This window comes from Rhizobium sp. SYY.PMSO, assembly GCF_046840415.1.
GTDB lineage: Bacteria > Pseudomonadota > Alphaproteobacteria > Rhizobiales > Rhizobiaceae > Rhizobium.
The window spans coordinates 2522120-2540166 of sequence record NZ_CP177349.1; the positions used below are offsets into that span (position 1 = coordinate 2522120).

The 18047-nt window shown below is 61.8% G+C and carries 15 protein-coding genes and 2 pseudogenes; 5 read left to right on the plus strand and 12 right to left on the minus strand.

The window, feature by feature from the left end; genetic code table 11:
- Positions 1-177: 177 nt before the first annotated feature.
- Positions 178-1617 carry a pyruvate kinase gene (gene pyk, locus ACJJVH_RS12370; RefSeq protein ID WP_112800725.1) on the minus strand — a complete coding sequence of 480 codons (1440 nt, stop codon included), beginning with the start codon at positions 1615-1617 and terminating at the stop codon, positions 178-180.
- Complete coding sequence (locus ACJJVH_RS12375; RefSeq protein ID WP_112800873.1) at positions 1617-2105, minus strand: DUF1036 domain-containing protein; 489 nt, start codon at positions 2103-2105, stop codon at positions 1617-1619. The genes pyk and ACJJVH_RS12375 overlap by 1 nt, the downstream gene beginning before the upstream one ends.
- 205 nt (positions 2106-2310) lie before the next feature.
- Between ACJJVH_RS12375 and ACJJVH_RS12380 the strand changes: the two genes are divergently transcribed.
- The 3 genes from ACJJVH_RS12380 to ACJJVH_RS12390 all read left to right on the plus strand — a co-directional run bounded on the left by ACJJVH_RS12380 (position 2311) and on the right by ACJJVH_RS12390 (position 3874).
- On the plus strand, positions 2311-3105 hold the full coding sequence (locus tag ACJJVH_RS12380) for an N-formylglutamate amidohydrolase (protein ID WP_412064059.1): 795 nt from the start codon (positions 2311-2313) through the stop codon (positions 3103-3105).
- A 40-nt stretch (positions 3106-3145) separates the two neighbouring features.
- Positions 3146-3451 (plus strand): DUF1244 domain-containing protein, encoded by a 306-nt coding sequence (locus ACJJVH_RS12385; protein WP_113356851.1) that lies wholly within the window; start codon positions 3146-3148, stop codon positions 3449-3451.
- A gap of 171 nt (positions 3452-3622) precedes the next feature.
- Entirely contained in the window at positions 3623-3874 is a 252-nt protein-coding gene (locus ACJJVH_RS12390) for a DUF2312 domain-containing protein (RefSeq protein ID WP_069613239.1), read from the plus strand.
- 77 nt (positions 3875-3951) lie between these two features.
- Here the strand turns inward: ACJJVH_RS12390 and ACJJVH_RS12395 are convergent, their stop codons facing one another.
- The 4 genes from ACJJVH_RS12395 to ACJJVH_RS12410 form a co-directional block, all read right to left on the minus strand.
- Positions 3952-5004 carry an NAD(P)H-dependent flavin oxidoreductase gene (locus tag ACJJVH_RS12395; protein ID WP_412064060.1) on the minus strand — a complete coding sequence of 351 codons (1053 nt, stop codon included), beginning with the start codon at positions 5002-5004 and terminating at the stop codon, positions 3952-3954.
- A 169-nt stretch (positions 5005-5173) separates the two neighbouring features.
- Positions 5174-6097 carry an NAD(P)-dependent oxidoreductase gene (locus tag ACJJVH_RS12400; protein ID WP_412064061.1) on the minus strand — a complete coding sequence of 308 codons (924 nt, stop codon included), beginning with the start codon at positions 6095-6097 and terminating at the stop codon, positions 5174-5176.
- Positions 6098-6231: 134 nt separating this feature from the next.
- On the minus strand, positions 6232-7329 hold the full coding sequence (locus ACJJVH_RS12405; RefSeq protein ID WP_113356282.1) for a branched-chain amino acid aminotransferase: 1098 nt from the start codon (positions 7327-7329) through the stop codon (positions 6232-6234).
- A gap of 192 nt (positions 7330-7521) precedes the next feature.
- A complete protein-coding gene (locus tag ACJJVH_RS12410; RefSeq protein ID WP_412064062.1) occupies positions 7522-8784 on the minus strand; it encodes a flavin monoamine oxidase family protein in 1263 nt (420 codons plus the stop codon).
- Positions 8785-9173: 389 nt separating this feature from the next.
- On the opposite strand from ACJJVH_RS12410, the gene ACJJVH_RS12415 reads away from it, so the two are divergent.
- Positions 9174-9437: a hypothetical protein gene (locus ACJJVH_RS12415; RefSeq protein ID WP_412064063.1), complete on the plus strand. Its 264-nt coding sequence runs from the start codon at positions 9174-9176 to the stop codon at positions 9435-9437.
- Positions 9438-9449: 12 nt separating this feature from the next.
- Here the strand turns inward: ACJJVH_RS12415 and ACJJVH_RS12420 are convergent, their stop codons facing one another.
- The 6 genes and pseudogenes from ACJJVH_RS12420 to ACJJVH_RS12445 form a co-directional block, all read right to left on the minus strand.
- The gene (locus ACJJVH_RS12420) at positions 9450-10151 is read right to left on the minus strand and encodes a polysaccharide deacetylase family protein (protein WP_412064064.1); all 702 of its coding nucleotides are present in this window, start codon (positions 10149-10151) and stop codon (positions 9450-9452) included.
- Between the two features lie 10 nt (positions 10152-10161).
- The gene (locus ACJJVH_RS12425; protein WP_412065163.1) at positions 10162-10917 is read right to left on the minus strand and encodes a glycosyltransferase family 25 protein; all 756 of its coding nucleotides are present in this window, start codon (positions 10915-10917) and stop codon (positions 10162-10164) included.
- Positions 10918-11124: 207 nt separating this feature from the next.
- Positions 11125-11742, minus strand: coding sequence for a hypothetical protein (locus ACJJVH_RS12430; RefSeq protein WP_412064065.1), 618 nt, complete (start codon positions 11740-11742; stop codon positions 11125-11127).
- 501 nt (positions 11743-12243) lie between these two features.
- Positions 12244-14181, minus strand: coding sequence for a DUF882 domain-containing protein (locus tag ACJJVH_RS12435; RefSeq protein WP_112800705.1), 1938 nt, complete (start codon positions 14179-14181; stop codon positions 12244-12246).
- 175 nt (positions 14182-14356) lie between these two features.
- Positions 14357-14569 (minus strand): annotated as a pseudogene (locus ACJJVH_RS12440) (helix-turn-helix domain-containing protein); the annotation flags it as partial.
- 116 nt (positions 14570-14685) lie between these two features.
- Positions 14686-15937: pseudogene (locus tag ACJJVH_RS12445) on the minus strand (sigma-54-dependent transcriptional regulator); the annotation flags it as partial.
- A gap of 220 nt (positions 15938-16157) precedes the next feature.
- On the opposite strand from ACJJVH_RS12445, the gene ACJJVH_RS12450 reads away from it, so the two are divergent.
- Positions 16158-18002, plus strand: coding sequence for a M3 family oligoendopeptidase (locus ACJJVH_RS12450; RefSeq protein ID WP_412064066.1), 1845 nt, complete (start codon positions 16158-16160; stop codon positions 18000-18002).
- Positions 18003-18047 lie beyond the last annotated feature (45 nt).

Genomic DNA, 18047 nt, shown 5'->3' on the forward strand with positions numbered 1-18047 from the left:
CCAAGGCGCCGAGCGTTGATGTCAGCAGATCGAGATAGGCACGCCGGTCGATACCACCCTTTTTCAATCCGCCTGTTGGGGTAATCGCAGGCACGCCGGCCTCAAGAAAAAACCCGCCATCTTGCGACAGCGGGTTTCGGATATTTCAGGGTGCTTGCCGTAGTCTTACATCGGCAATCACACGCCGGACTGGCCGTCCGAGCCGATATAGGCGATGCGCAGCATGTTCGTGGCGCCCGGCGTACCGAGCGGCACGCCTGCCGAAATGATGATGCGGTCACCAGGCTTGCCGAAGCCTTCTTCGGCAACGATGCGGCAGGCATTGTTGACCATGTCGTCAAGGTCGGTCGCATCATGCGTGACGACGCAGTGCATGCCCCAGACGACGGACAGGCGGCGTGCCGTCTGGATGATCGGCGAGAGAGCCAGGATCGGAACCTGCGGACGCTCGCGCGAGGCACGCAGGCCGGTGGTGCCGGACGACGTGTAACAGACGATGGCGGCAAGCTTCAGCGTTTCGGCGATCTGGCGGGCAGCCAGCGAGATCGCATCGGCGCCGGTCGCTTCCGGCTGGGCGCGCTGGGCATAGATGATGCCCGGATAATGCGGCTCGCGCTCGATCGTGCGGGCGATGGATGCCATCGTCGACACGGCTTCGACGGGATAATCGCCCGAGGCGGATTCGGCCGAGAGCATGACCGCATCCGCGCCTTCGAAGACGGCCGTCGCGACGTCGGAAACTTCGGCGCGGGTCGGAACCGGCGAAGAGATCATCGATTCCAGCATCTGCGTGGCAACGACCACAGGCTTGCCGGAGCGGCGGCAGGCGCGGATCAGCTGCTTCTGGATGCCGGGAACCGATTCAAGCGGCATTTCGACACCGAGGTCGCCGCGAGCCACCATCAACGCATCGGAAAGCTCGATGATTTCCTCGATACGTTCGACGGCCTGCGGTTTCTCGATCTTCGACATCAGGCCGACGCGGCCATGGGAGATCTTGCGAACCTCTGTGAGGTCTTCAGGGCGCTGGATGAAGGACAGCGCCACCCAGTCGACTTCATTGGTGGCAAGAACGGCATCGAGGTCGATGCGGTCCTTCTCGGTCAGCGCGCCGACGCCAAGCAGCGTATCGGGCAGGCTGACGCCCTTGCGGTCGGAAATCTTCGTACCGGAAATAACGGTCGTGACGATGCTCTTGCCGTCGCACTTCTCGGCGCGCAGAGCGAGCTTGCCGTCATCGATCAGCAGGCGATGGCCGGGCTGGACCGATTCGAGAATTTCCGGATGCGGCAGGAAGACGCGCGTGTTGTCGCCGGGCGTATCCTGATTGTCGAGCGTAAACGTCTGGCCGGGCTTGAGATCGACCTTGCCCTCGGCAAACTTGCCGACACGCAGCTTGGGACCCTGCAAGTCAGCGAGAATGCCGATCGGACGACCACAGCGGCTTTCGACGGCGCGAATGCGCTGGATCAGCGTGCGCATCAAATCATGGCTGGCATGGCTCATGTTGATGCGGAACAGGTCTGCCCCGGCCTCATGAAGCTTCTGGATCATCTCCTCGGTGGAGGAAGCCGGACCGAGCGTTGCGAGGATTTTGACTTTTCTGTTTCGTCTCATCAATTCTGGCTTTCTTGGCTGCCCGGAGTATCTGAGAGCTGAACCATCCAGCTCGCCTGACGCCCCGTGTCGTATTCCTTGAATCCCATCTTCTGGTAGCCACGCGCGTAGCAGTCCTTCACGCCTGGGATCTTGAATTCATTTTCCGCCACGCACATTTCGACGTCGCCCGTCCAGCGGCCGCCGCGGGCCGCATCTTCTGCGTAGAGATAATAATAGCGGGATTGAAGCGGCCCCTCGATCAAGGTGGCGCAGGTATTGGCCGGGATCTGCCACCAGCCCTCCGTCACCCAGCCGTCCTTCGCGCGATAACCGATCGCGACACCGACGAGGTTCTGCGTGCCGTTGCAAGTTCGGAAATCGGCATGTGCCGCATTCGGCATGAAGAAGAACGGCGCTGCCGCAGCGAGAATGAGGAAGGCGATTCGGGCTAGCGGGCCTGACCGCTTAACGAAACGTGGCGCGACTTGGCTGGACACGGCTTCCAATTGGCTCCCGGTTATTCGTTGTTGCGTCTTCTTGCGCCGCCATCCGATGAATGTCAACGCAACTCTAATCGATTATATTTTCTTCACGGTATGGTGACGGCGCCCCCGCACCGCTCCTCATCCGATCGAAGCTGCGAACCTTGCACCTTCCATCCGCACATGCAATCAAACAAAGAGTTGAAAATTACGATAATCGACAATCCGCATGACCGACTTCAGACCGTATGAAATCATACCCGGCAATCGTGACAAAGGCATGGTCGTTCTCGGCGATCACGCCATGCGGCATTTGCCCGAGCGTTATGGCAACCTCGGTCTGCCGGAAAGCGCCTTTTCCCGCCATATCGCCTACGACATCGGCATCGAAAGCCTCTGCCGCCGTCTCTGCGGGCGATTGGGCGTTCCGGGCGTGCTCGGCGGCTTCTCCCGCCTGCTGATCGATCCAAATCGCGGCGAAGACGACCCGACCCTGATCATGAAAATCTCGGACGGAGCCATCATAGCAGGCAATCATCCGATTACCGATGAAGAGTGGAACTACCGCATCGAGACCTTCCACCGGCCCTATCACCGTGCGGTCGCCGAGACGATTGCCGGCGTGGCGGCCGCGACGGGCAAGGCGCCGCTGGTCTTGTCGATGCATTCCTTCACGCCGGCGTGGAAGGGCGTGCCGAGACCCTGGCACGCAAGCGTTCTCTGGGATAGCGACGAGCGCGCCGTGGTGCCGCTTCTTGCAAAACTCGGTGCCGATACCGATCTCGTCATTGGAGACAACGAGCCTTACGACGGCGCCTTGCGGAACGACACGATGTTCCGCCATTGCATGACGAAAGGCATTCCGCATGCACTGCTTGAGATCCGGCAGGACCTGATTGGCGATGAAGCCGGCGTTGCCGGCTGGGCCGAGCGGCTGTCGAAAATCTTTGCCGAGATCAACGCCGAGCCGGTCCTGCACGAATACAGGCGGTATCCTTCGCGCACCGGGCCTTATGAAGCCTGAGCTGATGCGCGACGCCGCAAGCCAAATCGAGGAGAAAGAAATGACAACGCTCACCAAGGAACAGCAGACGGAACTCGAGGCTGCCGCATTTCGCCGCCTCGTCTCGCATCTGCGCGAACGCAGCGATGTTCAAAACATCGACCTGATGAACCTTGCCGGCTTCTGCCGCAACTGCCTTTCCAACTGGTATCGCGAAGCGGCCGAAGAAGCCGGCCTTCCCGTGAGCAAGGACGAGTCCCGCGAGATCGTCTACGGCATGCCTTACGAGGATTGGAAAAACCTGCATCAAAAGGAAGCCTCGCCTGTGCAAAAAGCCGCTTTCGAGCAGAACAAGCCGAAAGTTTAACGCTCCCTTCACCAATACGGCTTGACCTTGCGCGCCATTCGCGGCAGGTCAACTGCCCGATCGAATTCGAAATACCGCGTCGGCCCTGAAGCGATGTGCCGCATCGGTGATCCACCGATATCATCCGCGACCGGCTGCAAGCGACCCTTTGAGATCTTTTAGGAGAAGTGCATGGAAGAGAACAGCGTCGAGAACGTGGCCGCCGCGGAACTGCGTCAATTCATCGAGCGCATCGAGCGTCTCGAAGAAGAAAAGGCCGCCATCCAGTCCGACATCAAGGACGTCATGGGCGAAGCCAAGGGCCGCGGCTACGACACCAAGGCGATCCGCACGATCATCCGCCTTCGCAAAAAGGACGCCAACGAGCGTCTGGAAGAGGAATCCATCCTCCAGACCTACATGGCCGCACTCGGCATGGAATGATTACGGCTTTCATCGGCCTCAGGACAGAATCGGGAGCCGGCTTGCCGGCTCCTTTCTTTTTGAAGCGCCAGAAACCGTCATTCCACGAAAAGGCGGTCGATCAGCGTGGCGGCGCTGCCCTGCCAGAGTTCGCCCCTGCCGGTGCCGGACCAAAGCGACAGGAAATCCGGCAATCCCTTCGCCGTCGATGCGCCGCGCATGTCCCGCGTGAACTTGTTCTGCGCCGGAAAGGGAAGAATGCCTTCCGGCTTCCCGTCCATCTCGTTCATGAAGCGGTTTTCGATGCCGCGTGCGAAGCGGCCGGAAAAGGCGCGCGTCGTCCGCGTCCTGCGTTCCGCCGTTTCGAGGAGCTTCCTGCGATAGGGCGCCGATGTTCCAGCCTCCGTGCAGGCGAGAAAGGCCGTGCCCATCTGAACGGCCTGCGCCCCGGCCTTTAGCACCGCCCGAATATCGGCTGAGGTCATGATGCCGCCGGCTGCGATCAGCGGCAGGCGAACGGTGCCGACGCACTGGGCCAGAAGATCGCGAAGGCCGATTTTCGGGTCCGCTGCGCTGGCATCGAAAATGCCGCGATGACCGCCCGCCTCGAAGCCCTGAAGCGTTACCGCATCCACCCCGCTGTCTTCCAGCGCCCTCGCCTCATCGAGCGTCGTCGCCGTGCCGATCAGCGGAATCCCCGCTTTCTTTGCCTCGCGGACATGATCGCCAGGCAGCAGACCGAAGACGAAGCTGAAGCATGCCGGCTTGATGCGGAGCACAGCCTCGAACTGCGCATCGAAATCCTCTTCATAGGGCGCCTCGAGCCGCGGCGAAGGCAGCTCCAGTTCCTGCCGATAGCGTGCGGTCGCCTCCACAGCCCGCGCAAGCCGATCGGCGGCAATGTCCGGGATCGAATGCGGAATGAAGAGGTTGATCGAAAACGGCCTGTCGGTTCGCTGGCGCACCTGCGCCGCAAACGCCTCGATGGCCGCGGCATTGGAGTAAGCGCCGCCCATGGCCCCGAGAGCACCGGCAGCAGAAGCCGATGCCACCAGATCCACGGAGGAAGGACCGCCGGCCATCGGCGCGACGATCAAGGGATGCTTCAACCCAAGCTTTCGGAAAAGATTGCTATCAGAAGGGGCAGACATGTCCGTTTTCCTCTCAGGAATGTCTGTTGAAATGCCAACCCAACATAGGCATCCGCCTGTGGTTTGCTAGAGCGGTTCCTTGGTTCACGGAATCGCTGAATTGCCCTATCTGTTTGCTTTTTGCGCAATTCCGGACGGAAAACCGCTGCGCACTTTTCCTGGGATTGCTCTAGGAGCGGCCAAGCGCCGCGGTGCGGGCCTCGATGGCCGTGACCACCGACACCATGTCGAGCCGGCTGTTGCCGAGCTCGACGCTCTCCCCATAAAGAGCACGGCAGAGGTCGAGAACGGGCGATGCCACGCCGGCCGCGCGCGCCGCCCGAGCGATCAGATCGGTGCTGTGGAACGCATCGGCCGTTGCCGCCTGCACTGAAAAATCCCGGGCGACGAGCTTCGGGATTTTCACGCGCGTCAGATCGCTGGCCATCGGGCCGGCATCGATGGCGGCCTTGAAAGTCTTGAGGTCGAGCCCATTGCTCTCGGCAAAATGCGCCGCCTCGGCGAGCCCCGCCAGCATGGTGCAGAGATAGAGATTGACGGCAAGCTTCATCAGCAACGCATTGCCGACCGGACCGCACGGAATCGTTTCGCGGCACATGGGCGCAAGCAACGGCCGCACCTGCGCGACGGCTTGCGCATCGCCGCCGAGCAACGCGACAAGCTGCCCTGCTTCCGCTGGCTTCCGCGAACCGGAAACCGGCGCCTCGACATAACGCCCGCCGGCGGCAGCGATATCGGCCGCCAGCCCGCGCGAATAATCAGGTGAGTTGGACCCCATGGACACCACGATATGTCCGGCGACCAGCTTGGCAAAGGCGGGCGTCCCGCGCTTCAGGACCGCATCCAGCACCGCTTCGCTGACGAGCATCAGAATGACGATGCTCGCACGCTCGAACACCTCTTCGGCGCTGGCAGCCACGGCAGCACCCGCCTCGCGCAGCGGCTCGGCCGCGGCCGGCGAGCGGTTCCAGACGACAAGTTTCTTACCGGCTTTTGCCAGATTAAGGGCCATCGGCTGGCCCATGACGCCGAGACCGGCAAAGCCGATCGTCTCGCCCGGCTCGATGCCGGGACGTTCGCTGATCTTGGTCATCACAACAACTCCGATGGTTCGGGTGACGATGCGATCTTTCATGCCAGAGCCCGGCGGGAACGCCGATATGCGCTTCCCGCCGGGTATCGATCACAATCCGGTCAGAGCCTGACGCGGATCAGGCTGCGTTCCGCTCAGAACAGCCGGTCGAGCCACTCGTTCTTGTCCGGCGCGCGGCCGAACTGGATGTCCGTCAACGCAGCCTTGAGGCGGAGGGTGGTCGCCCCGGCATTGCCGTCGCCGATCGTAAAGTTGTGCTTGCGGCCCTTCACCTTGCCGATCGGCGTCACCACCGCAGCCGTGCCGCAGGCGAATGCTTCGCGCAGGCGGCCGCTTTCGGCATCCGCCTGCCATTGCTCGATCGAATAAGGCTCCTCGCGAACGGTCAGGCCCGTGTCGCGGCCGAGCTTGATCAGCGAATCGCGGGTGATGCCCGGCAGGATCGTGCCCGTCAGCGGCGGCGTCTGCAGCGAGCCGTCGTCGAAGACGAAGAAGATGTTCATGCCGCCGAGTTCCTCGATCCAGCGCTTTTCGACGGCATCGAGGAAGACGACCTGATCGCAGCCTTCACGCTGGCCTTCGGCGAGCGCGGAAAGGCTTGCGGCATAGTTGCCGCCGCACTTGGCGGCACCGGTGCCACCGGGAGCGGCGCGGGTGTAGTTTTCCGAGACCCAGAGCGTCACGGCCGATGCGCCGCCCTTGAAATAAGACGCGACGGGAGAGGCGATGACGCAGAAAAGGTAATCCGTGGCCGGCCTCGTACCGAGCGCGGATTCCGAGCCGATCATGAAGGGGCGGAGATAGAGCGACGATCCCTCGGCGGTCGGAATCCACTCGCGATCGATCTTGACGAGTTCGCGGACGGACTCGACGAAAATGCTTTCCGGCAAGGTCGGCATGGCCAGCCGCTCGGCCGAATTGTGGAAGCGCCGCGCATTGGCGCTCGGGCGGAAGAGGGCCGCGCCGCCATCAGGCAGGTGATAGGCCTTCATGCCTTCGAAGATTTCCTGCGCATAATGAAGCACGACGGTCGCCGGATCGAGAGCCAGCGCCTTGCGCGCCTCGATCCTGGCATCGTGCCAGCCGCGGTCCTGCGAATAGCGAATCGTCACCATGTGATCGGTGAAGACGCGGCCGAAGCCCGGATTTTGCAGCAGCGCTTCCCGCTCGCTGGCCGTCGCGGGATTGGGGTTTTTCTGGATGTGGAAGGTTAACGTGTCGCCGTTGCTCATGGCTCCTCCAATGCTTCATTTGTCGCGGTTTTCGCCGCCCATCTCCCGAAGGATGGTGTAAATCAAATCGGGTGGTATTTGATTGCGTTTACGCCTGTTCCTGCGCAAGTTTAAGAGTGATTTTCAATAAATTTGCGAGGCAAATCGCTATTTCTCGCCCGGAAGCGCCCCATTCCGCTGATCGGGCCTCCATCACAGCGCTTTCGCGACCGCTTCCGCGGCTGCGACGCCGCTTTCATAGGCGCCGTGCGCCGTCGAGTAGCGCGCCCGCGAACAGGCCTCTCCGGCAAAGAACAGACGATCGTCGCAAGGAGCCGCCAACACCCCGCGCAGATCCGAGGCGCCCGGCGTCGCGTAGGAATAGGAGCCGCCGACAAAGGACTCGCCCGCCCAGGCCGACATGACGAGGGGCGACAGTTTCACGCCGACATCCGAGCCGAAGACGCGCTTCAGCTGATCCACCGAGAAATCGAACATGGCATCGATACCCTGCCGCTCCAGATCGAGCGCGAGATCGGCGGCGAAATAGGCTTCGATGACAGGCGCGCCGAACGGCTTCAGCTGATAGGCGCCTGTCCGGCGGCTGTGCTGCGAACCCATGACGTGCGTGTCCTCCGGAAACATCGCCGGCTCGGCAGTGCGAATGAACAGCTTGTTTGCCAGCCCAAGCGGAAGGCGTGAAGCCGCCTCGATCTTCTCCGGCAGCGGCGGCTGGAAGGCGATGCGTTCGCCAGCCAGGACATTGGTGGAGACGGTAACGATCGCAGCCTTTGCCCGCAATTCACCCTTTCCTGTCGAAAGCACGATATGGTCGGCGCCGCTATGGTCGATACGGCTGACTTCCACGCCAAGAACGGTCGGCACCGGCCGGCCGTAAGTGGCCACCAGCGTTCCGTAGCCCTGCCGCACTCGCCAGTCGGGGCCGGGACCGGGATCGTAGCGGCCAAGATCGATCACCGAGGACCTGTCGAGCTCTCCGCCGGTCATGAATGCGCCGACCGCGTAAATCCTCTCGCTCCACGGATCGGCCGGCGACACCATCACGGACAGATCCGCGTCCTCTTTGCCGTCATAATCATCGACGCGCTCGAAAAAGTCGTTGACGGCCGCGGCGGCAGCCTGTGCCTCGGGTGTGTCCTGCTCCAGTCGATGACCGCCATCGCTCCAGGGCGCGGGCGTACGGTCGACGGTCAGACCGACCTCCCCCGCAATCTCCGTCCAGGCGTTGGTACGCGCACCATGCAGCCAGCCGCAGCCGAGATCGAGCGCGGCTCCATCCGGCCCGAAGGGATGGATCGACCGGGCACGGCCGCCGACGCGATCGGAGGCTTCGAGCAGCAGGATCGAAAGATCGGGTCGAAGCAGCTGCAATTGCCGGGCCGCAGCCACACCGGCGGCACCCGCGCCGATGACGGCAACGTCGATCTCGCCGCCTTTCCAGGACTCGATGGGCATTCCAGTTCCTTTTCGCGCCGGAGAGCGCACGGCGAATGGGCGATATGAGAGCCGCCAATCCGCCAGCGTGCACGCTCACAAGCATCTGTAGCCGACCTCGACGCGACGTGTAAACGGGCACGGCGAGGGCCATACCAAATTGCCGCATTGAGCTGAAACGGCGAATGTCGTACGTGCTTCATCCGGACAAACCGTGCTTCATTCGGACAGACAATGGGGAGAGATCGTGCAAAAGCGGATCTTCGCAACAACGCAATGGCTTGTGCGCGCTCCGTGCGCCGTCTCGCCGATGTCCGCCGGCCTTGCCCGTCATCCGGCCACTGTCAGCGCCGCTGAAAAGACGCCCGACCACAAGCAACACGGCAAAACTCATATTCTCGGAGGCGAAAATGCCGACACAGCTCAATAAGACCGCCGCCGGGCGCCGCGTCTCCTTCAAAGCCCGCCGGGATACGCCGATGTTCGCACGGGAATGGTCCATCCCGGCGATCCTGACCGTCTTGCTGCTCGGTGTCTGCGGCCTGATCGCCTATTTCACATGGACCCTCATGCCGCCGGCGGCGAGCGCGCAGGACCATGGCCGAGCCTCCTTCACCCTCATCGACAAAAGCGGCCATCCCGTCACGAATCCCACGACGAACAAGCAGCCGTAAGGACGCCGCCGGCTATCCGACGACGCATTTCTTGAGGAAATGCAGCCAGCTGTCGTTACGCCGCACGGTCGCGCGTGGCAGGCCGAACGGATCGTCGCCAGCCCGGGCTCGCCCGCGCCGCGTGGTCGTCGCAACGCTATAGCCCGCCTCGTAGGTCAGCACGCGATCGAGCGGCGTTTCGTCGCCATAAGGGAAGCAAAAGGAAGAGACGCCTTCATCGAGCAGGTCTTCCAGAAGCTCGCGCGAAAGCGTGATCTGACGGCGCGCCTCTTCCATCGGCAATTGCGGCAGGCGAACATGGTCGAGCGTGTGCGATCCGACCTCGTGGCCCAGGCCATGCCATCGGCGCAATTGTTCGAGCGACATGCAAGGCGCAGGCGCGACGCCGAGCGCGGCATCCCAGACATTGCTGCCGCCGATCTGGTTCACCACGACGAAATTCGTGGCGGTGAAGCCGAATTCCTGCAGCACCGGCAAGGCATTTTCATAGACGTTGGCATAGCTGTCGTCGAAGGTGATGGCGGCGACCTTGCCGGTCTTTTCACCCCTGACATAGGGCATCGCCTCACGCAGCGACAGGCCCTGAATTCCAAGCCTTTTCAGCCAATTCATCTGACGACGGAAGGCTGCGGGATGGACGACCATGCTTCTGTACGGCGCCGAGCGCGACGGCGGCACCGCGACCTGATGATATGCGAGGATAGGAACAGCCACGATGGTTCGCTCAGATGATGCGGTGCGAGCGAAAAGCGATTTGCGCGCGATAGAGCGGCCGCAAAAGCTCTCTGGCGAGCCTTTCCGCCAATGTCTTGCGGCTCTTGATGGTGCTGCCGCCGAGCTCCCCGGAAATTTCCCGGACCCCGCCCGGCAGCACCGCGAGCGGAGAGACGCGGGTAAACCAGCTCATTTGCACGGTCGTATCGACGGGCCGGTCGAAGACCGATGTCGCCTCCAGCAGGCGAATCGCGGCGTCGCGGCTGACAAGCTGAGCCACCATGCCCAGACCGACGCGTCGCGGCTGGATGACGGTGGTCTCGCCCTGGGCGAGAACGCACTTTCCATGTTCCTTGCCCATGCGAAACGGAAAGCGGATGAACGAGCCCGGCTTAAGACAGATCCTGGCCGCGGCAAAGGCCGCGTGAAACGTATCGTCGATCTCCACGTCATCCTCGAAGACGAGGCCGGCATCGATACCCTGCTCGACGATGGCGGCCCAAGCCTTTCTATGCGAGAGGAAACAGGCAATCTCGCCCGTGCTCATTGCAAACGGATAGTACGGTTTTTGCAGCCGGGGGCGATAGATGCGTTCGATGTCGGCGGCAGCCAGGGCGCGGCCATCGACTGCCTCGACGATCTGCGAGGGCACGGGGAGCTTGGCGGCGAGTCGCTCGACCTGGGGCAGGCGATCGCGGGCGCGATCCAGATGGATGATGAAACCGCGAATGACCGGCTGGCTCGGTTGATCCAGGCCGGCAGCCATCGAGCCGGGCGCGTGATCGAACTCGAATCCCGTAAGAGATCGCTCGAGCGGCATCGCCGAAGACGGACTGAATTCGTAGGTTTGCATCGGGAATACCTCGGGTCACAATTCGCGAGGCTCTAGCAACCGTGAATGAAAGCGAGCTTAGGCAAACCTGAGGCGAAACTGAAAACGGTTGTTTTCAACCGATCCCGGCAACTAAGGGAGCTATATCAGCAGGCTGATGCGTCCGCTCGCGATCCTGTCGGCGACCCAGCGGCGCTCGTCCAGCCAGGCATGACGTTTCCATCCCTCCCAGCTGAAGCCGCAAAGTTTCACGTCCCATTCGTCGGCGGGCAATTGCGACAGGGCATAGCGGATGCCGAAAAAGCCGGTGCTTGGAAAGAGCTGGCACATCCGGCTTTCGGTCACACCGAGTTCCGCACAGCCCTCGATATAGAATTGCGGCGGCATGATGCGGATCTCCTTGCCGGCAGCGCCGACCAATTCGATCGTCCGCATCGTCCAGTCGCTTCTCCTGCCTTTCAGGCGAGACAGGAAATTGGGCTTGGGATGATACAGTCGGATGATATCGGGATGATAGGCAAGCACCACCTCCCGGGCGGCCTTGAAGGTGGCGCTGGTCAGGAAGGCCGAATCCGTCAATCGCCGTTGCATCGGCTTGCTGGAGGCCGCCAGCATCAGAATATCCGTGCGCGACCCGCTCATGCCGATGGATGTTTTCGGCTCATTGAAGCGCATCGTAAATTCGGCGCTGTCCACGATCTGAGAGAGATCGCGCTGCAGCTTGCCATTGCCAACGATAATTGCCGTCTTGCGGGTCAAATGCGGATATCCGTTCAGTCCGGGAGTGTCGGCCCGGGGCCCTTCCGCTTTTCTTCGAATCGCGAAAACGCCCTGTCCTCATCCCTTTATTTTTCAAGCGATTCCGGGCGGAAAACCGCGGCGCACTTTTCCTGGAGTTGCTCTAAAGCGGTTCAGCTTTTCACGACATCTCGGAACCGCTTTATCTCTTTATTTTGACGCAACTCCGAACGGAAAACCGCTGCGCACTTTTCCTGGAGTTGCTCTAATGGAGCCGGATGAAGCCAAACTGAATGAAAACGGGCCGGCGAAGCGCAACGTTGGCCGTGGCTTGAAAGCCGGGCCGCGATGGCACCCCCAATCAACAGGCGTTTCGATCGACAATCTTCCCGCAAGAGTTTCTGAAAATCAGCCTGCCGCCGCATTCGGGAAGGGTGGGCGGAACGCCAGTCGGCCCATGCGACCAATAAAAAGGAGCCCGGGGCGGGCTCCAAAAAAATGACGATAAGTGCGGTTGCGAACCTATTCGACCGAATTGAATTTCTTCACCTGAAGGAAATTCACCGCAGTCCCGCTGAAGCGTTCAGGATCGATCGATGCCGTCTGTACCTTGAAGCCGTCCGTATACACGGCGGTCGGCTGGGCACGCAGCGTCGGGCTTACGAAGCGCGGCGCCTTGACCGGGCGATTCCCGATCTCGACGCGGGCCTTTGCGATTGCCCACTGCGAAATCATCTTCTCCGTCAGCTTCGGCGCGGTCGTCACCGTAGCCCGGCCGGCATCGGCCTCGGCGGCATCCTGCCTGCTCGGCCGGCCGCCCTTGGTCGCGATGCCCGCGGCAATCGCGCGCTCTTGCGGCGCTGCCGTTTCGAAGCTGTCATTGAAGCGATGGGTGCTGGCCCTCACTTCGTTGCGGATCGGCGCCAGTGCAGCCACCTGCATCGGCATCTGCTGGGCCGGCCTCTGCTGCGGCAGGACCGCCGCAATCGCCTGCGCCGCATCGTTACCGTTCACAGGCGCAAGCTGGTCCTTGGAGGCGACGTTATTCGTCGATGGGCTCAACGGAACCGCACCGTTCGCATCCGATCGATCGGGCCGGCTCTGCTCCAGCGCCGCGACGATGGACGGCGAAAGCGTACCTGCATCGGCCTGATCGTCCATCGCCTCCTGATCGGCATCGGCGGAAGCGAGAAGGCTTTCTGCAAGTTCGGGGCGCTGTGCGGGCACGGGAACGGCGGTCAGCTGGCCTCTCATGTCGGCCTCGGCCGAAGCCACTTCGGCATCTCCGGGCGAACGGCGATCAAGCAAGGACGGCACCGGCACATGATAGGAACGGAGATCGGCATATTGCGGCTGGTCGTCCGTATTCGGCATGGCGGCCGCAAGCGCGTCCTGAGCAGCATTGCGAGGCGGCGAGACGAGAGCGGAAGCAACGTCGCTGCCGGCAGGCTGATTGCCGAAAGCGGGCCGAACCTGTGGAACGGGTGCGTTTACGCTCGCGACACGAACCTGGGCGGGAGCCTCAGCCGCGCTGTCGTCGCCATCGTCGCTGGCGACCGGAGCCGGCTGGCCCTTACGGGCCGCCGAAGCGACAGCCACCGGCGCCGTCGTCGTGCCGTTGTCGGCATTGTCTTCTTCCTCGTCAGCACCGCCGCCGCCAAACAGGCGAGCAAAGAAGCCGCGGCGCGGCGAGGACGAGCTGGCGATCTGGATATTGTCGGAGGACATGCGGCGCTTGTAGTCCGCCACGGCTTCCTGGTAGCCCGGCAGCGGGCGGCCATCGGCCGGAATATGCATCGTCTTGCCGTCCGGGAACAGACGGACGAGATCCTGGCGGTCCATGCGCGGCCATGCGCGCACGCCGCCGACGTCCATGTGGACGAAAGGCGAGCCGGAGGTCGGATAATAGCCGACGCCGCCGACCTGCAGCTTCATGCCGATTTCGCGCAGCTTGGTGAGCTTGACGTCAGGAATGTAGAAATCCATCGCGTTGCCGAGCATGTGCTGGCTCTTCTTGGCAACGCCGGTATGGGCGGAGCGGGTGCGCAGCATCTCGTTGGTGCCGGGCGAACGGAAACCGCAGATCACGTAGATGAATTCGTGCGAGCCGCTTTCGCGGTAGACTTCCCAGATCAGGTCGAACAAGCGCGGATTCATCTTGGTCGGCTGATTCTTGCGCCAGTCGCGCAGGATGCGATTCAGCTTCTCCAGGCCATCCGGATCGAACTTGCCGTTGCGCTTGTAGGTGATGACGGCCTTTTCGCCGGTATGGACGTAATAGATCTTGAGGCTGCGGGTCTCGCCGCCCGCCTGGGACGGCGTGCCGACGAAAACAGGAGTAGAAACGGCCAAAGCAAGGAGGCCAACGGCTGCTACCTTGGCCACCTTGCGAAATAAGTCAGAGCACGCAGAATGCCAGCTCAAGCTTTTAGGCTTGGTATTTCCACTCAAATTCGGCAATTCGATCCCCGTCCGACAGACAATGTCGCATCGTGTTCCAAATGGCTGTCAATTGCGGTGACACGATGGCAAAAATGCCACACATGATCGCCCTCTTCATACATGGTGAACGATGCACTAACAAGTGCTTTACGACGGGTAACAAAATATGCTTGCCTAAACGTTAAGCATTCGCTCATGCAGCGCTTTTTTGCGGGTCGTCCGGGTCGATACCATAATCCTTCAACTTGCGATAGAGAGTTGAGCGGCCGATGCCGAGTTTTCTGGCCACCTGGCTCATCTGCCCGCGATAGAATTTCAGGGCGAATCGGATCAATTCCTCCTCGACATCCGCCAGTTTCCTGACATCGCCGGCCGTGTTGGTGCTGACGATGACATTGTCGGAAGCCAGCGCGGACTCATCGCCGGCCGGAAGCGGAGAGGTTGTAGCCACCCCATGCGAAGCGATGTGTCCGGCGCGCTCGGCCCTTTCGGCGGCAAGAGCCTCCGCTGAATGACCATGCGAATTATCCACAACTAAGGTCGGATGCTCGCCGGCGAAATAGCCGGGCAGCTGCGCGGCGATCTGCGGGAAATCGGCATCGAGCAGCTCCGGTCCTTCGGACAGGACGACCGCCCGGAAGATCGCATTCTCGAGCTGGCGGATATTGCCCGGCCAGTCGTAGGCCGTCAGCAGCGCCAGCGCGCCGTTGCTGATGCCAAGCGGATGGTCGAGCTTCTGCTCGAGCGCAAACCGGTCGGCAAAGGCGCGCGCCAGATGCGGGATGTCTTCCTTGCGGCGGCGCAGGGCGGGCATGGTGATCGGGAAGACGTTGAGGCGATAGTAGAGATCCTCACGGAACCGCCCCGCCTTCACCTCTTCGATCAGATCCTTGTTGGTAGCCGAAATCAGCCGGACATTGACCTTCTGCGCAACGCGCGCGCCGACGGTCTCGATCTCGCCCTGCTGCACGGCGCGCAGCAGCTTGACCTGGACTTCCAGCGGCAGGTCGCCGATCTCGTCGAGGAACAGCGTGCCGCCATCCGCTTCCATGAACTTGCCGATGTGACGCTCGGTCGCACCCGTGAACGCGCCCTTTTCATGTCCGAAGAGGATGCTTTCGACCAGATTGTGCGGGATAGCACCGCAGTTGACGGTCACGAACGGCTTGCCGGCACGGTCGCTGGCGGCCTGGATGGCGCGGGCCACCAGTTCCTTGCCGACACCCGATTCGCCTTCCAGCACGACGGGAATATTCGATTGCGCGGCGCGATGGGCCAGATCGATCACACGCATCATCGCCGGGCTTGCCGAGACGATGTCGTCGAAGGTGATGGTGCTGGAGCGCGACTTGCGTCCGGCGCGGGCCTTCGCCTCGCGCTGATCGAGCTTCAGCGCATTGGCGATCGAAGCCGCGATGCGCTCCGGCGACACCGGCTTGACCACGAAATCGAAGGCACCGGCCCGCATGGCCTGCACCACGGTATCGATACCGCCCTGCCCCGTTTGAACGATAACGGGCAAATCGATGCCCATGTCGTTCAGCGCGCCCAGGAATTCGATGCCGTTCATTTCCGGCATCATCAGGTCGAGCACGATCACGTTGACCTGATCGTTGCCGCGCTTCAGAAACTCAAGGCCGAGACGGCCATTCTCCGCCAGATGGGCAACGTGTCCGTGCCGCTCTATGGCATTTTTCAGCAGACGGCGTTGAATCGGATCATCCTCAACAACGAGAATCTGCGCGCCCCCCTTGGCGCTATTGGAAACGGTCATTGGTGCCTCACTTCATGCGAAACCTGAAGCGAACACTCGCAGAAAGGCTTGAACATGAAGTTTTGCCAAATCATCGCATTTTAATCATTATGACGAATGTAAAATCGCATATGAATCAACCGTCAGCGCAGGAAAATCAGGCCTTGCGGCAGGCTTTCCAGCCGAATAGACACGAACGGATCGGACGTTCCGAACAATAAAAGCAGAGGAAATATCGCCCATGAGCCCGACCTCGCTCCTTCGATCCCTTAATTTTTCCGCGAGCCAGGCCGCCGGCAGCGCGCTCGGAGACCTGCCTGCCTGGAAGCTCAGCGATCTCTATCCATCCGCGACGTCGCCGGCCTTCCTCGAAGACATGGAAAAGGCCGGCAGGATGGCCATCGCTTTCGAGGAGAAGTGGAAGGGCAAGCTTACCGACGCGACGGCCAAATCGGGCGACGCCGGCATCGGCGCGGCCATCAGGGAATATGAGGCGCTGGACGATATCATGGGCCGTCTCGGCTCGTTCGCCGGGCTCACCTACTTCTCCAACACCATCGATCCGGCCAACGGCAAGCTCTACGGCGACGTCCAGGCGAAGCTGACGGACCAGGCCGCGCATCTGCTGTTCTTCCCGCTGGAGCTCAACCGCATCGACGACGCGGTGATGGATGCCTGCATGACGAACGACCCCGCCGCCGGCCACTATCGCCCGTGGATCGTCGACCTGCGCAAGGACAAGCCGCATCAGCTCGACGACAAGCTGGAGCAGCTGTTCCTGGAAAAATCCATGACCAGTGCCGCCGCCTTCAACCGCCTGTTCGACGAGACGATGGCGGAGTTGCGCTTCGAGATCGACGGCGAGAAGCAGCCGCTGGAAGTCGCGCTGAACATGCTGCAGGAGCAGGACCCGGAAGCGCGCCGCAAGGCGGCCATGGCACTTGCCGAAACCTTCAGGGCCAACCTGCGCACCTTCACGCTCATCACCAATACGCTCGCCAAGGACAAGGAAATCGCCGACCGCTGGCGCGGCTTTGAGGATATCGCCGACTCGAGGCATCTGGCCAACCGCGTCGAGCGCGAGGTGGTGGATGCGCTGGCCGCCGCCGTGCGCGACGCCTATCCGCGGCTGTCGCATCGCTATTACAAGATGAAGGCCAAGTGGCTCGGCATGGAGCAGATGAATTTCTGGGACCGCAATGCGCCGCTGCCGGAAACGCCCACGGCGCTGATCCCCTGGACGGATGCGAAAGACACGGTGCTTTCGGCCTACGGCAATTTCGCCCCGGAAATGGCTGCGATCGCCAAACGCTTCTTCGACGAGGAATGGATCGACGCCCCGGTGCGCCCCGGCAAGGCGCCGGGCGCCTTCGCGCATCCGACCGTACCGTCGGCTCACCCTTACGTGCTGGTCAACTACATGGGCAAGCCGCGCGACGTCATGACCCTGGCCCATGAGCTTGGCCACGGCGTCCATCAGGTGCTGGCCGGCGGCCAGGGCGCGCTGATGTGCCAGACGCCGCTGACTTTGGCCGAGACCGCCTCCGTCTTCGGCGAGATGCTGACCTTCCGCGCCCTGCTCGACAAGACCACCGACAAGCGCGAGCGCAAGGCGATGCTCGCCCAGAAGGTCGAGGACATGATCAATACGGTCGTGCGCCAGATCGCCTTCTACGAATTCGAGCGCAAGGTGCACACCGCCCGCAAGAATGGCGAGCTGACATCGGACGATATCGGCGCGCTGTGGCTCTCGGTGCAGGAGGAGAGCTTAGGCCCGGCCATCAAGATTTCCGAGGGCTACGAGACCTACTGGGCCTATATCCCCCATTTCATCCATTCACCCTTCTACGTCTACGCCTATGCCTTCGGGGATTGCCTGGTGAACTCGCTCTATGCGGTCTACCGCAACGCCGAAAAGGGTTTCCAGGAGAAGTATTTCGAGCTGCTGAAGGCAGGCGGCACCAAGCATCATTCCGAACTTCTGAAGCCGTTCGGCCTCGACGCGACCGATCCGTCGTTCTGGAGCAAGGGGCTGTCGATGATCGAAGGACTGATCGACGAGCTGGAAGCGTTGGATAAGAATTGAAATTCAGTCTGCTCGCAGGAGCAGGTCAGGCACGTCTGCCATTGC